Below are 14,664 nucleotides of genomic sequence, written 5' to 3'. Positions count from 1 at the left end.
GCAAACAAAGTCAATTGGCCGAGTTTGTTGTATACGCGGGAATAGCTCAGTTGGTAGAGCGCAACCTTGCCAAGGTTGAGGTCGCGAGTTCGAGCCTCGTTTCCCGCTCCAGATAATGGAAGAAGTACCAACGTCTTCCACCTTGAAGGGAAGCCCAGGCTTCCCTTTTTTGTCAGAGAGATTGAAGAATAACTGGCGCGGTAGCAAAGCGGTTATGCACCGGATTGCAAATCCGTGTAGGTCGGTTCGACTCCGGCCCGCGCCTCCAGAAATCACACAACCCCGATAGCGCATGCGTTATCGGGGTTGTCTGTTTTTCCGGGTGCCAAAATGACTGCATCGCCCCGATGGTGAAATTGGTAGACACAGCAGACTTAAAATCTGCCGTCCTTTACCGGACGTACCGGTTCGATTCCGGTTCGGGGCACCAACCACAGGCCAAAAAATGACACAGTACGACGCACCTTTTGAGATTCATGTGCATGGGGACGTGCGTCTGCGCCCGGAGGTGGGCTTTGACGCCCTGCAGGATGCGCTCAAGCCCCTGTGGAAGTACGCGGGCGCACGATCGCTGGCCGATGGTGCTGCCAGCGCCTTCGAGGACGAGCCTGGCATCCGCTTCGACGCCAAGGCGCACCTGCTGCAGATGTGCTGGACGGTGAAGGGCGACGAAGACTTTCGCCAGGTGCTGGACGAAATGTGCATGAGCCTGAACGATCTGGCTGATGCGGGTGCTCCGATCGAAGTCACCTTCTACGACGCCGAGTTCGACGAGGAGGAGGCGGGCGAGGACGACGAGTCGCGTGACGATTTCGTCATGCTCTTCGTGGGGCCGACCCCGGCAGCCATCATGCAGGCGCAACGCGACTTGCTGGTGGAGGATGTAATCGCCCTGATGGAGCGCCACTTCGATGGTGCTGAACTGGGCGGGGTGGTCGGCGAGATCGACAAGCTCTTCTCCCAGCGTTTCGATGCGCTGGTGAATTCGCTGGAACTCGGCAAACCACCACGGGGACCCGGCGGATCCGGGCATGGCGGTGGCAGCCGCAGGCCTCGGCACCTGCACTGAGCAGGCGGTGGCGTCGAAACGGGCCGCTACGGCTCCGACGGCGCGGCGTGACGCTTCGTCAGTTCCTGACTCGCTGCGCTACCTGTCCGCCTATCCTCCCGATCTCCAGGCGCAGGTTGCGGGGCTGATCGCAGGGTCGGGTCTGGGTGTCCATTTGCGCAAGCGGTATCCGGTGGTCCACACCGTTCGCAATGACCGCGCGCTGTTTCAGTTTGTCACCGCCTTGAAGAACGAATACCTGCGCGGTGCCGACGGCGTCGACAAGGTCCTTTTCGACAGCAAGATCCAGGTGATTCGCCATGCACTGGGTTTGCACACGACGCATGCCCGCGTTCAGGGCAGCCGGCTGAAGGCCAGTCGCGAGATCCGGATTGCCTCGTTGTTTCGTGACGCCCCGCCCGAATTTTTGCGGATGATTGCCGTGCATGAACTGGCCCATCTGAAGGAGCGCGAGCACGACAAGGGGTTTTACAAGCTGTGCTGCCACATGGCGCCGGACTACCATCAGCTGGAGTTCGATGTGCGCCTGTACCTGACCCACCTCGATTTGACCGGCGAACGTCTCTGGGCTTGCGACACGGCGCAGATCACGACCGAATAGATGTCGTTCAACGGCCTTTCCGCGATGGGGGCCTGCTCTTTCGAGGGTATCAGTCGCTCTGGCGCACCGGAAGATCCAGATCCAGCCAGCGCCGCACCGCCTCCCGTAGTGCCTCGGGTGGCCCCGAGCTGACCAGGGTCAGGTGGCCGGTGGCGCCGCCCTCTGTGCCGGGCGGGGCGGCCGCCCCGCGCAACGGGACCTGGCGCGTCAATAGCAGCTGACGCGTATGCCGCGCGACGGGTTCCCCGGTATCGACCAGGCGGACGCTTGGACCGACGCGCGCCTGCAGCAGATCGGCGGCAAACGGGTAATGGGTGCAACCTAACACCAGGGTGTCCACCTGCCCTTCTTTGGAGCCAAATTGGCCCATTCCCAGCGTGTAATGGTCACAGAGTGCTATGATTTTTGGTGTGTCCTGGCGCTCGATGGCGTCAGACAGTCCGTCGCAGGGCTGAAGGATGAAGGTCGCCAGTCCACACAGCGAGTCCAGAAGGGCTGCAAACTTGGCGCTCTCCAGCGTGCCGCGCGTCGCCATGACCCCGACACGACGCGTGCGGGTCAGGGCCGCGGCCGGCTTGAGCGCGGGCTCCACGCCGATGATCGGCAGACCAGGGTGCTCGGCGCGGATCAGGTGTATGGCAACGGCCGTGGCCGTGTTGCAGGCGATGACCAAGGCCTTGATGTCGTGACGTTCCAGCAGTTCCGTGGTGATGGCCCGTGCGCGGGCAAGCACCTGCGCCGAGTCGCGCTCGCCATAGGGCGCATGGCCGCTATCGGCAAAATAGACGAAGTGCTCTTGGGGCAATTCGGCGCGCAAGGCGCGCAAGATGCTCAGCCCACCAACCCCGCTGTCGAAGACACCGATGGGCTGGCTGGCCTGCACAGGTTCAGTCGCCGAAAGGATCAGGCACCGGTGACGCTGATGCCCTTGAACTCACCGGTCGCAATGCGTTTCTGCCACTCGGCCGGGCCGGTGATGTGGGCGCTGGTGCCGCCGGCATCCACCGCCACCGTCACGGGCATGTCGACCACGTCGAATTCGTAGATGGCTTCCATGCCGAGGTCGGCGAATCCCACCACCTTGGCCGTCTTGATGGCCTTGGACACGAGGTAGGCGGCGCCACCGACCGCCATCAGGTAGGCGGACTGGTGCTTCTTGATCGCCTCGATGGCCACCGGCCCGCGCTCGGCCTTGCCGATCATCGCGATCAGGCCGGTCTGGGCCAGCATCATCTCGGTGAAGCCGTCCATGCGGGTGGCGGTGGTGGGGCCTGCGGGGCCGACCGCCTCGTCGCCCACCGGATCCACCGGTCCCACGTAATAGATCACGCGGTTGGTGAAGTCCACCGGCAGCTTTTCGCCCTTGGCCAGCATGTCCTTGATGCGCTTGTGGGCGGCGTCGCGGCCGGTCAGCATCTTGCCGTTCAGCAGCAGGGTGTCGCCGGGCTTCCAGCTGGCCACTTCGGCCGGCGTCAGGGTGTTGAGGTCGACTTTCTTGCTCTTGACGTAATCCGGCGTCCAGGCCACATCGGGCCAGGTGTCCAGCGAGGGTGGCGTCAGGTAGACCGGGCCGCTGCCGTCCATCACGAAGTGGGCATGGCGCGTGGCCGCGCAGTTCGGGATCATGGCAATCGGCTTGCTGGCAGCGTGCGTCGGGTACATCTTGATCTTGATGTCCAGCACGGTCGTCAGGCCGCCCAGGCCTTGCGCGCCGATGCCCAGCGCGTTGACCTTCTCGTACAGCTCCAGGCGCAGCTTATCGACGCTGCTGAGCTCCGCGCCACTGGCGGCCTTGGCCTGCAGCGCGTACATATCCAGATCATCCATCAGGCTTTCCTTGGCCATCAGCACCGCCTTCTCGGCCGTGCCGCCGATGCCGATGCCCAGCATGCCCGGCGGGCACCAGCCGGCGCCCATGGTCGGCACGGTCTTGAGCACCCAGTCCACGACCGAGTCACCGGGGTTGAGCATGTACATCTTGCTCTTGTTCTCGCTGCCGCCACCCTTGGCGGCGACGGTCACTTCGACGGTGTTGCCGGGCACGATCTCGGTGTTGATAACCGCCGGGGTGTTGTCCTTGGTGTTCTTGCGCAGGAATTCCGGGTCTGCGACGACCGAGGCGCGCAGGGTATTGGCGGGATCGTTGTAGCCGCGGCGCACGCCTTCGTTGATGGCGTCGTCCAGGCTTCCGGTGAAGCCCTCCCAGCGCACGTCCATGCCGACTTTCAGGAACACGTTGACGATACCGGTGTCTTGGCAGATCGGGCGGTGGCCGGTGGCGCTCATCTTGCTGTTGGTCAGGATCTGCGCGATCGCGTCCTTGGCGGCCGGGCTTTGCTCCCGCTCATACGCGCGCGCCAGGTGGGCGATGTAATCCGCAGGGTGGTAGTAGCTGATGTACTGCAGGGCGGCAGCGATCGATTCGATGAGGTCGTTCTGGCGGATGGTGGTCATGGTGGGGGCCTGTCGGGCTGGTTTGAATGCGGCTGCGGCGGTCCCGGCGTCTTCGTCCGGCGCCGGATACCGGAAAACGTTGCAAGTCTACTAAACTGCGCCGATCGCATCCTTGCAAAGCAGCGCATTGGCGCGGCACGTTCCACCCCATGTTGAAAAAGATTCAGCGCACGCTCAGCCAGTTCATTCAATCCCAATCGCTGGGCGGCGTGGTGCTTGCGCTGGCGGCCATTGTGGCCTTGGTGGCGAGCAATACCGGTTTCAGTGCGGTCTACGAACGTTTCGTCTACTTGCCGGTGGAGTTGCGCATCGGGGCCGATCTGCTGGTCCTTGCCAAACCCTTGGTGATCTGGGTCAATGACCTGTGGATGGCGGTTTTCTTCTTTTTGGTCGGGCTGGAGATCAAACGCGAGATGATCGAGGGCGAACTGGCTTCTCCCAGCCAGGCCCTGCTGCCAGCGGGCGCGGCGATTGGCGGCATGGTGGTGCCGGCGCTGATCTACACGGCGATCAACTGGGGCGATGGGGTGGCCCTGCGCGGCTGGGCGATACCGATGGCCACCGACATCGCCTTTGCCTTGGGCATTCTGGTCCTGCTGGGCAATCGGGTGCCTTCTTCGCTCAAGGTGTTTCTGACGGCCGTGGCGATCATCGATGATCTCGGCGCCATTCTGGTGATCGCCTTCTTCTACACCGCCGACCTATCTCTGAGCATGTTGCTGGCGGCGGGCGGTGGCATTCTGGTGCTCTGGTTGCTGAACCGGGCCCGGGTCATGGCGATCGGGCCCTACGTAGTGGTCGGTCTGATCATCTGGCTGTGCGTGCTCAAGTCGGGCATCCACGCCACGCTGGCAGGGGTGATCACCGCCCTGGCCATCCCGCTGTCGGGCGGCAAAGGGGGGTCCCCGCTGAAGGTGGCCGAGCACGCCTTGCACCCTTGGGTTGCGTTTGCCGTGTTGCCCATGTTTGCCTTTGTCAATGCCGGCGTCTCCCTGCAAGGCGTCAGCCTGGGGACCCTGTTTCAGACGGTGCCGCTCGGTATCGCGATCGGCCTGGTGGCCGGCAAGGCGGTGGGGGTGTTCGCGGCCTCCTGGCTGCTGATGCGCGTGGCCGGTGCCCGCTTGCCGGAAGGCGCCAGCACGCGCCAATTCCTCGGCGTCTGCGTGCTGTGCGGTGTCGGGTTCACCATGAGCCTGTTCATCGGCGCCCTGGCCTTCGACGGCCTCGACCCGCAATACGCCACTCAGGTCAAGCTGGGTGTGCTCGGGGGCTCCCTGATTGCTGGTGTGCTGGGGGCCGCACTGCTACTGGTCCGGCCGGCCGGACGTGACGGCAGCTGAACCGGGAGCGCTCAGTGGGCGGGCCCGTGCGACGGGGCCATCAACCGGTCGGTGGCCGCGATCGCCAGCGCGCTGAGCAGGAAGGTGGCGTGGATGATCGTCTGCCACATCAGGACCTTGACGTCGTAGTTGGCCGCATTGATGAAGGTCTTCAGCAGGTGAATCGAGCTGATGCCGATGATGGCTGTGGCCAGCTTGACCTTGAGCACGGAAGCATTCACATGGTCGAGCCACTCGGGCTGGTCAGGGTGCTCCTCCAGATTCATGCGACTGACAAAGGTCTCGTAGCCGCCGATGATCACCATGATCAGCAGGTTGGAGATCATGACCACGTCGATCAGGGCCAGTACCACCAGCATGATGATGGTTTCATTCAACGAGGTGACCTGGACGTCGGACTTGTAGCCGATGCTGTTGATCAGCGCCTGCAAGGCGGTCTGGCTGCCGAAGACAGCCTCCAGCAGGTGCACCAGTTCGACCCAGAAATGGAAAACGTAGACGCCCTGGGCGGCGATCAGGCCGAGGTACAGCGGCAACTGAAGCCAGCGGCTGGCAAAGATGAGGCGCGGCATGGGCTTCATGCGGGCCGGTTTGGAGGATTGGTTCGGCGTCATGATGGGTCTATTTCTGGGAAAAGCAGTACCGGCGGGGGGATCCGGCCAGACAACGAGTCTATCGGCAAGCCGGAAGTCCCTTGCGGGCGGTGGAATTCGAAAGCTTCACGTCAGTCAGTGCCTTGTAAGAGCGCAATCCGACATTTAGCCCCTGATTTTGCAATCAATCGTCACATCCTCAGGAGACAAACCCATGAATGCCCCGACCGCAGGTGAATCCGCTGCCACCGAAACCCATGTCTATCTGCCGAGCGATGACTTTGTCCGCAACGCCACGATCGCGGGCATGCCGGCTTACGAAGCCCTGTGCAAGGAGGCTGAAACCGACTACGAAGGGTACTGGGGACGCCTGGCGCGGGAGTTGATCAGCTGGAAGAAGCCGTTCACCCAGGTGCTCGACGAGAGCAATGCGCCGTTCTTCAAATGGTTTGCGGACGGAACGCTGAACGCCTCTTACAACTGCCTGGATCGCAACGTGGAGCGCGGTCTGGGTGACAAGACGGCCATCATCTTCGAAGCCGACGGCGGCGAAGTGACCCGCGTGACCTACAGCGAACTGCTGGCCAAGACCTGCCAGATCGCCAATGGACTGAAGTCCATCGGCATCGGCAAGGGCGACCGGGTCGTCATCTACATTTCGATGTCCATCGAAGGCGTGGCAGCCATGCAGGCCTGTGCGCGCATCGGTGCCACGCACTCGGTGGTGTTCGGCGGCTTCTCTGCCCAGTCGCTGCGCGACCGCATCGAGGACACCGGTGCCAAGGCCATCATCACGGCGGACCACCAGGTTCGCGGCGGCAAGCAGCTGCCGCTGAAGTCCATCGTTGACGAGGCGCTGGCGCTGGGCGGCTGCGATTCGATCAGCAAGGTGCTGGTGGTCAAGCGCAGCGGCGGCGAAATCGCCATGACCGCTGGCCGGGACGTCTGGATGAGTGACCTGGTGGCGGGCCAGCCCACGACCTGCGAACCCGAGTGGGTCGAGGCCGAGCACCCCTTGTTCCTGCTCTACACCTCCGGCTCCACCGGCAAGCCCAAGGGCGTGCAGCATTCCACTGGCGGCTATCTGCTGCATGCGGCGCTGACCACCAAGTGGACCTTCGACCTGAAGGCCGACGACGTGTTCTGGTGCACCGCCGACATCGGCTGGGTCACCGGCCACACCTACATCACCTACGGCCCGCTGGCGCTGGGCGGCACCGAGATCGTGTTCGAAGGCGTGCCGACCTATCCGGACGCCGGTCGCTTCTGGAAGATGATCGAGCGCCACAAGTGCACGATCTTCTACACCGCGCCGACCGCCATCCGCTCGCTGATCAAGGCGGCCGAATCGAACGATGCCGTGCATCCGAAGAGCTATGACCTGTCCAGCCTGCGCCTGCTGGGCTCGGTGGGCGAGCCGATCAACCCCGCGGCCTGGGAGTGGTACTACCAGCACGTGGGCGGCAGTCGCTGCCCGATCGTCGATACGTTCTGGCAGACCGAGACCGGCGGCCACATGATCACGCCGCTGCCGGGTGTCACGCCCATGGTGCCGGGCTCCTGCACGCTGCCGTTCCCCGGCATCCAGGCCGCGATCGTCGACGAGACGGGCAAGGATGTGGCCAATGGGGTGGGCGGCATTCTGGTGGTCAAGAAGCCGTGGCCGTCGATGATCCGCAACATCTGGGGCGACCCCGAGCGGTTCAAGAAGAGCTACTACCCGGAAGACTTCAAGGGCAAGTACTACCTCGCCGGCGACGGCTCGATCCGCGACGTCAAAACGGGCTACTTCACCATCACCGGCCGCATCGACGACGTGCTGAACGTATCGGGCCATCGCATGGGCACGATGGAGATCGAGTCCGCGCTGGTGAGCTGCACCGAACTCGTGGCTGAAGCGGCCGTGGTCGGACGTCCCGATGACACCACCGGCGAGGCCGTCTGCGCCTTCGTCGTGCTGAAGCGCCCGCTGCCCACCGGCGACGAGGCCAAGGCGATTGCCAAACAACTGCGCGACCATGTCGGCAAGGAAATCGGCCCGATTGCCAAGCCCAAGGACATCCGCTTTGGCGAAAATCTGCCCAAGACCCGCTCTGGCAAGATCATGCGCCGCCTGCTGCGCAGCATTGCCAAGAACGAAGCCATCACCCAGGACACCAGCACGCTGGAGAACCCGGCGATTCTGGATCAGCTGGGCCAGGCCTGGTAAGTGGCCGCGGCGGCTTGGGAGAGCCCGTTGGCACCTGTTGCCGGCGGTGCTCCAGGTGGCTGACCCGACCAAAAAAAAGCCCGCTGGGTCAGCGGGCTTTTTTTCGGGGGAATTCGACTTACTTGACCGTCAAGACCCACGCGGCCAGTTTATGGGCTTCGGCATCGTTGACCTGCGCGTTGGCGGGCATCGGCACCGGGCCCCAGACGCCGGAGCCGCCCTTGATGATCTTGGCAGCCAGCATGTCCACGGCACCCTTGTCCTTGGCATACTTGGCGGCAACGTCCTTGTAGGAGGGGCCCACCAGCTTCTTGTCGAGAGCATGACAGGCCATGCAGTTCTTTGACGTGGCCAAGGCCTGATCGGCGAGTGCCGGGGTTGCCGCGGTGATTGCCAGCGTCACGGCCAGAAAGAGCTGTCTCATCGTTTTTCCTCGTGGAGTCGGTTAGAGTTGAACAACGCGATTGTAGGGAAGCTGGTTGACACCCGCATGGCGAGGGGTTAACCGTGAATAGGAGTCGGTGATGTATTTCCTGATACTGGGACTGGTCTTGCTGGCCATGAAATATCTGGAGTTCGGCCCGGTGGCGAACTGGAGCTGGACCGTGGTGCTGGCGCCTTTTGCTCTGGCCGCGCTCTGGTGGGCCTGGGCGGACTGGAGTGGCTATTCCAAGAAAAAGGCGATGGAGCGGATGGACAAGCGCAAGCAGGACCGCATCGACAAGCAGCGCTCCGCGCTTGGGATCGGCCCGAAGAAGCCCCGCTAAGCGGTTTCAGTCCCCGATCGGCGTCATCCCAGCGCCGGGTGGTCGTAAAGCGCTACTGAAAACATAGTTGATCTGCGCCTGTCCCCGGCTGCCCGGGGCGTCATGGCAAACCCCTCACGGCGGCATGCGGGCCGGAGGCTGGGCGATAATCGACGGTCCATTTTCAACGTTCTTGAACCCTCACCCAGGGACCACCATCATGCCCGCATACCGTTCCAAGACTTCCACCGCCGGCCGCAACATGGCGGGGGCACGCTCCCTCTGGCGCGCCACCGGCATGAAGGACGATGACTTCAGCAAGCCCATCGTCGCGGTCGTCAATTCGTTCACCCAGTTTGTGCCGGGGCATGTGCACCTGAAGGACCTGGGCCAGCTGGTGGCCCGTGAAATCGAGGCCGCCGGTGGCGTGGCCAAGGAGTTCAACACCATCGCTGTCGACGACGGCATTGCCATGGGTCACGACGGCATGCTCTATTCGCTGCCCAGCCGCGACATCATTGCCGACTCAGTCGAGTACATGGTCAACGCCCATTGCGCGGACGCCATGGTCTGCATCTCCAACTGCGACAAGATCACTCCCGGCATGCTGATGGCTGCGATGCGGCTGAACATCCCCGTGGTGTTTGTATCCGGTGGCCCCATGGAGGCCGGCAAGGTCAAGCTGCTCAACCCCATTACCCAGAAAATCGAGTTCAAGAAGCTCGACCTGATCGACGCCATGGTGATGGCCGCCGACGACAAGGTGAGTGACGCCGATGTGGCCGAAGTGGAGCGCTCGGCTTGCCCCACCTGCGGTAGCTGCTCGGGCATGTTCACGGCCAACTCCATGAACTGCCTGACCGAAGCGCTGGGCTTGTCTTTGCCCGGCAACGGCACCGTGGTGGCCACGCACGCAGACCGGGAACAACTGTTCAAGCGCGCCGGACACCTGGCCGTAGAGCTGTGCAAGCGCTACTACGAGCAAGACGACGAAACCGTGCTGCCGCGCTCCATGGGCTTCAAGGCATTTGAGAACGCGATTGCGCTGGACATCGCCATGGGCGGCTCCACCAACACCATCCTGCATATTCTGGCGATTGCGCAAGAGGCCGAAATCGACTTCACCATGGCCGACATTGACCGCATGTCCAAAATCGTGCCCCAGCTTTGCAAGGTGGCGCCCAACACCAACAAATACCATATTGAAGACGTGCACCGCGCTGGCGGCATCATGGGCATTCTGGGCGAGTTGGACCGCGCAGGCCGCTTGCACACCGACGTCCCCACCGTGCACAGCAAGACCATGAAGGACGCGCTCGATCAGTGGGACATTGCCCGCAATCCATCGGATGCGGTCAAGACCTTCTACATGGCCGGGCCTGGTGGCATTCCCACGCAAGTCGCATTCAGCCAAGCGGCGCGTTGGCCCAGCCTGGACACCGACCGTGCCGAAGGTTGCATCCGCTCCGTGGACCATGCCTTCTCGCAGCAAGGGGGGTTGGCTGTGTTGGTCGGCAATATCGCGCTGGACGGTTGCGTGGTCAAAACCGCCGGTGTTGATGATGCGCTGTTGGTGTTTGAAGGCCCCGCCCACGTGGTGGAGTCGCAAGACGAAGCAGTGGCCAATATCCTGGCCGACCAGGTCAAAGCCGGCGACATCGTGGTGGTGCGCTACGAAGGGCCCAAGGGCGGCCCGGGCATGCAGGAGATGCTGTACCCGACTTCCTACATCAAGTCCAAGGGCCTGGGCAAGGCCTGTGCGTTGCTGACCGACGGCCGGTTCTCCGGCGGCACGTCGGGCCTGTCGATCGGTCACGTTTCACCCGAAGCGGCTGCCGGCGGCGCCATCGGCCTCGTGCGCAACGGCGACCGCATCCGCATCGACATTCCCAACCGCAGCATCAACGTGCTGGTGTCGGACGAGGAAATGGCCCGTCGCCGGGCCGAGCAGGACGCCAAAGGCTGGAAACCGGCCCAGCCGCGCCCCCGCAAGGTGTCGGCTGCGCTCAAGGCCTATGCCCTGCTGGCCATGTCAGCCGACAAGGGGGCCGTGCGGGACCTGAGCCTGCTCGGCGACTGACGGATCCAGCCTTCCCGCGCGCTGGCGCGGGACCCTGAAGGGCGCCCTCGCGGCGCCCTTTTCCTTTTTCGCGCGCCGCGCGCTGAACGTGCGACTTGTTTGCGCTGGATCAAACTTGCCGTCTTGATGATGCATAAAAATGCATCAATTGAAATTTGCCTGTAGCAACATAGTGCATTTCAATACATCCCACCCCGATCTTCAGGAGACCCCATGAGCGAACCCACTGAACTGGTTGAAGAAGCCGCTGCCGTCCGCGGCGACGCCTTTGTCGAAGTCAATTACGACGACCGCATCCCCAACAACGTCGACCTGTCCAGCGACAAGCAACTGCAGCGCGCGCTCGAAACCTGGCAGCCCAACTACGTCGACTGGTGGAAGGAGATGGGCCCCGAGGGCTTCCAGGAGGCGGAGGTCTACCTGCGCACCGCCGTGGGGGTGGACCCGAGCGGCTGGGCCAAGTTCGGCCACGTGAAGATGCCCGAATACCGCTGGGGCATCCTGCTGGCGCCCAAGGAAGAAGGCCGGGTCATCCCCTGCGGCCGCCACAAGGGCCAGCCCGCCTGGCAGGAAGTGCCGGGTGAATACCGCTCGCTGCTGCGCCGCCTGATCGTGGTGCAGGGCGACACCGAGCCCGCCTCGGTGGAGCAGCAGCGTTTCCTGGGTGCCACTGCCCCCTCGCTGTACGACATGCGCAACCTGTTCCAGGTGAACGTGGAAGAGGGCCGCCACCTCTGGGCCATGGTCTACCTGCTGGTCAAGTACTTCGGCAAGGATGGCCGTGAAGAGGCGCAGGCCCTGCTTGAGCGCCGTTCCGGCCACCAGGACAACCCGCGCATCCTGGGTGCTTTCAACGAGCGCACGCCGGACTGGCTGTCGTTCTTCATGTTCACCTACTTCACCGACCGCGACGGCAAGATGCAGCTGGCCGCGCTGGCGCAGTCCGGCTTCGACCCGCTGTCGCGCAGCTGCCGCTTCATGCTGACCGAAGAGGCGCACCACCTGTTCGTCGGAGAAACCGGCGTTGGCCGCACCATCGAGGCGACCTGCAATGCCATGAAGGCTGCCGGCATCACCGATCCCTACGACAAGGCCGCCATCCGCAAGCTCGGCGTGGTCGACCTGCCCACGCTGCAGAAGAAGGCCAACTTCCACATGTCGGTCACGCGCGACCTGTTCGGCTCGGAAATCTCCTCCAACGGCGCCGAAGCCTTCAGCTCGGGCCTGAAGGGCCGCTTCAACGAAAGCGGGCTGAAGGACGACCACCAGCTGGAGAACGCCACCTACCCGGTGCTGCGCGTGGTGGACGGCCAGCTCGTGACCGAGGAGGTGCCCGCGCTGCGCTCCATCAACAGCCGCCTGCTGGACGACTACATCGCCGACTGCCAGGGTGGCATCGACCGCTGGAACAAGGTGATCGAGAAGGCCGGCATCGCCTTCAAGTTCACGCAGCCGCACAAGGCCTTCAACCGCAGGATCGGCGAGTTTGCCCGCGTGCGTGTGAACCCGGCCGGCGAGATCCTGAGCGAAGAGGCCTGGCAGGCCGGGCAGGGCGACTGGCTGTGCAACGACGACGACTATGACCACATCAACTCGCTGATGAAGCCCTGCTTCGAGCCCGGCCAGTACGCCACCTGGATCGCGCCGCCCCGCGTGGGCATCAACAACCAGCCGCAGGACTTCGAGTACGTGCGCATCGAGCATTCCTGAAGCGCTTCGCCGGGATCGGCATGGCTTGCTGCACAATCGCAAGCCATGCTGATCCATCCCCAAATCGATCCGGTCGCCCTGCAGATCGGCCCGCTGGCCATCCACTGGTACGGGCTGACCTACCTGGCCGCTTTTGGCCTGTTCCTGTGGCTCGGCCTTCGCCGGCTGCGCCATGAACCGTTTGCCTCCAGCACCGGTCCGGGCGCCTGGCGGCGGGCGGACGTGGAGGACATCCTGTTCCTGGGCGTCATGGGCGTGGTCATCGGCGGGCGCCTGGGCTATTGCCTGTTTTACAAGCCGGGCTATTACGCCACCCATCCGCTGGAAATCTTCGCCGTCTGGCAAGGCGGCATGAGCTTTCACGGCGGCATGCTGGGCGTGATGGCGGCCATGGCGTGGTTCGCCCGTTCGCGGCACCGCTCGTTCCTGCAGGTCATGGACTTCGTCGCACCCTGCATCCCCACGGGCCTGGCTGCCGGCCGGGTGGGCAATTTCATCAACGGCGAGCTCTGGGGCCGCATTGCCGACCCGTCATTGCCTTGGGCGATGGTGTTTCGCGGCGCGGGCAGCACGCCCCGTCACCCGTCGCAGATCTACCAGTTCCTGATGGAAGGCCTGCTGCTGTTCGTGCTGTTGTGGCTGTATGGGCGCAAGGAGCGCGCGCCGGGTCAGGTGAGTGCCGCCTTCCTGTTCGGGTATGGCGTGTTCCGTTTCATCGCCGAGTACTTCCGCGAACCCGACGCCCACCTGGGCCTGCTGGCGCTGGGCATGAGCATGGGCCAGTGGCTGTGTGTGCCCATGATTCTGGGTGGCGCCGGCCTGTGGTGGTGGTTCGGGCAGCGCGCGCAGGCCGCGGACGGCCATTCAGGCTGAAATTTGAAGAAAATCTGCCTGATCCCGGCGTGGATTGGTCATTTATTGCTATAAAAATTGATTTTTCAAGCGGGCGGGGGTAGCAAGCCCGTGCGCTGACCCTAGCTGTCAGGTCGATTTTTTCCGGGTCTTGGGGGGTGGGGCCTTCGTCCGCGTGCCCGACAGCCCAGCGTGAAAGGCCAGCGCGGTCTTGAATGCGGCGTCGGTGAAGGCCAGCGCCGCCGCAAAGTCAGCGTCCGACAGGTTGCGCGCTGCGTCGTGGCTGCGGTAGATGTTGGCAAATTCACGTTCGCGTCCGGCCTGGACCACCAGCTTGCCGATGCCCAGGGCTTCCAGGGTTTTCCAGGTCCCGGGGTTGTAAGAGCGGGTCATCTGAAGGATGAAACCGATCGGGTCGTTGCGGCCCAGCACCGCGGCCATGCGCAGGATGAGGTCGAACGGCAGGCCGACCTTGCCGCTCTCCACCAGGCCCATGAACGATGGGTCGTCCAGTTCCAGTGCGCGCCCAAGGTCGTCCACGGAAAGGCCAGCGGCTTGGCGCAGGTCGCGCAGCAGGGCTGCCGCCTTGGCGACGGCGGCCTTCGGTCCGGGTTTTTGCACCCGGGACTGGGCCAGCGTCATCGCCATGTCGGTGGCGGTGCCAACCCCGCCCAGAATCGACCCCGACCAGGATTGAAGTTGCCGCGCCAGCGACAGCAGCATGGACGGGCTCGCCGGCGCGAGGGGCAGCAAGGGAGCGGGGGTCACACCGGCGGGTGAGTGGGCAGGCGGGGTGCTGCTCTTGCTGCGCCGCGCGGGGGGCTTGACGGTGGTGACCATGTCTTTTTCTCCAGGAATGTTGCCGACGGGGATCAGCGCCGGGGCGGCCTTCCGTGCACCGCTGAACACCGGTTGAAGTCCGCCATGCCTCGAAGGATTCCATATCCGGCCTGAAACTGCAATGGCTCCCAGCGTCGGTTCGTCCCGGTGTGGGGCAAGGGCGGCCATGA

The 14,664-nt window shown here is 63.7% G+C and carries 13 protein-coding genes and 3 tRNA genes; 11 read left to right on the top strand and 5 right to left on the bottom strand.

Going from position 1 to position 14,664, the window contains the following annotated elements; genetic code table 11:
- Positions 1-35 precede the first annotated feature (35 nt).
- From ACMUOY_RS04385 to ACMUOY_RS04365, 5 genes are all read left to right on the top strand, one after another.
- Positions 36-111: transfer RNA gene (locus tag ACMUOY_RS04385), tRNA-Gly, on the top strand.
- A gap of 83 nt (positions 112-194) precedes the next feature.
- Positions 195-268: transfer RNA gene (locus tag ACMUOY_RS04380), tRNA-Cys, on the top strand.
- Positions 269-341: 73 nt separating this feature from the next.
- Positions 342-430: transfer RNA gene (locus ACMUOY_RS04375), tRNA-Leu, on the top strand.
- A 15-nt stretch (positions 431-445) separates the two neighbouring features.
- Positions 446-1,069 (top strand): DUF6806 family protein, encoded by a 624-nt coding sequence (locus tag ACMUOY_RS04370; protein WP_413891477.1) that lies wholly within the window; start codon positions 446-448, stop codon positions 1,067-1,069.
- Positions 1,032-1,670: a M48 family metallopeptidase gene (locus ACMUOY_RS04365; RefSeq protein WP_413891476.1), complete on the top strand. Its 639-nt coding sequence runs from the start codon at positions 1,032-1,034 to the stop codon at positions 1,668-1,670. The genes ACMUOY_RS04370 and ACMUOY_RS04365 overlap by 38 nt, the downstream gene beginning before the upstream one ends.
- A gap of 49 nt (positions 1,671-1,719) precedes the next feature.
- On the opposite strand, the gene murI is transcribed toward ACMUOY_RS04365, so the two are convergent.
- Positions 1,720-2,553: a glutamate racemase gene (gene murI, locus ACMUOY_RS04360; RefSeq protein ID WP_413891475.1), complete on the bottom strand. Its 834-nt coding sequence runs from the start codon at positions 2,551-2,553 to the stop codon at positions 1,720-1,722.
- A 20-nt stretch (positions 2,554-2,573) separates the two neighbouring features.
- A complete protein-coding gene (locus ACMUOY_RS04355) occupies positions 2,574-4,124 on the bottom strand; it encodes a fumarate hydratase (protein WP_413891474.1) in 1,551 nt (516 codons plus the stop codon).
- Positions 4,125-4,273: 149 nt separating this feature from the next.
- On the opposite strand from ACMUOY_RS04355, the gene nhaA reads away from it, so the two are divergent.
- Positions 4,274-5,464 (top strand): Na+/H+ antiporter NhaA, encoded by a 1,191-nt coding sequence (gene nhaA, locus ACMUOY_RS04350; RefSeq protein ID WP_413891473.1) that lies wholly within the window; start codon positions 4,274-4,276, stop codon positions 5,462-5,464.
- Between the two features lie 11 nt (positions 5,465-5,475).
- On the opposite strand, the gene ACMUOY_RS04345 is transcribed toward nhaA, so the two are convergent.
- Positions 5,476-6,078: a TIGR00645 family protein gene (locus ACMUOY_RS04345; RefSeq protein WP_413891472.1), complete on the bottom strand. Its 603-nt coding sequence runs from the start codon at positions 6,076-6,078 to the stop codon at positions 5,476-5,478.
- Between the two features lie 193 nt (positions 6,079-6,271).
- Here ACMUOY_RS04345 and acs point away from each other — a divergent pair, with 193 nt between their 5' ends.
- Positions 6,272-8,266, top strand: coding sequence for an acetate--CoA ligase (acs, locus tag ACMUOY_RS04340; RefSeq protein WP_413891471.1), 1,995 nt, complete (start codon positions 6,272-6,274; stop codon positions 8,264-8,266).
- A 118-nt stretch (positions 8,267-8,384) separates the two neighbouring features.
- Here acs and ACMUOY_RS04335 read toward each other — a convergent pair whose 3' ends face one another.
- The gene (locus tag ACMUOY_RS04335; RefSeq protein ID WP_413891470.1) at positions 8,385-8,690 is read right to left on the bottom strand and encodes a c-type cytochrome; all 306 of its coding nucleotides are present in this window, start codon (positions 8,688-8,690) and stop codon (positions 8,385-8,387) included.
- A gap of 100 nt (positions 8,691-8,790) precedes the next feature.
- Here ACMUOY_RS04335 and ACMUOY_RS04330 point away from each other — a divergent pair, with 100 nt between their 5' ends.
- The 4 genes from ACMUOY_RS04330 (at position 8,791) to lgt (ending at position 13,675) form a co-directional block, all read left to right on the top strand.
- Positions 8,791-9,033, top strand: a complete 243-nt coding sequence (locus ACMUOY_RS04330; protein ID WP_413891469.1) for a TIGR04438 family Trp-rich protein — start codon at positions 8,791-8,793, stop codon at positions 9,031-9,033.
- 199 nt (positions 9,034-9,232) lie between these two features.
- On the top strand, positions 9,233-11,092 hold the full coding sequence (gene ilvD, locus ACMUOY_RS04325; RefSeq protein ID WP_413891468.1) for a dihydroxy-acid dehydratase: 1,860 nt from the start codon (positions 9,233-9,235) through the stop codon (positions 11,090-11,092).
- 213 nt (positions 11,093-11,305) lie between these two features.
- A complete protein-coding gene (gene boxB / locus ACMUOY_RS04320; RefSeq protein ID WP_413891467.1) occupies positions 11,306-12,802 on the top strand; it encodes a benzoyl-CoA 2,3-epoxidase subunit BoxB in 1,497 nt (498 codons plus the stop codon).
- Between the two features lie 45 nt (positions 12,803-12,847).
- Positions 12,848-13,675: a prolipoprotein diacylglyceryl transferase gene (gene lgt, locus ACMUOY_RS04315; protein ID WP_413891465.1), complete on the top strand. Its 828-nt coding sequence runs from the start codon at positions 12,848-12,850 to the stop codon at positions 13,673-13,675.
- 108 nt (positions 13,676-13,783) lie between these two features.
- Here lgt and ACMUOY_RS04310 read toward each other — a convergent pair whose 3' ends face one another.
- A complete protein-coding gene (locus tag ACMUOY_RS04310) occupies positions 13,784-14,494 on the bottom strand; it encodes a helix-turn-helix domain-containing protein (protein WP_413891463.1) in 711 nt (236 codons plus the stop codon).
- Positions 14,495-14,664 lie beyond the last annotated feature (170 nt).

It is taken from the genome of Candidatus Skiveiella danica (assembly GCF_022705245.1).
GTDB lineage: Bacteria > Pseudomonadota > Gammaproteobacteria > Burkholderiales > Burkholderiaceae_C > Skiveiella > Skiveiella danica.
The sequence above is the reverse complement of the archived record's forward strand: the minus strand, read 5'-3'. Positions and strand labels throughout refer to the sequence as shown.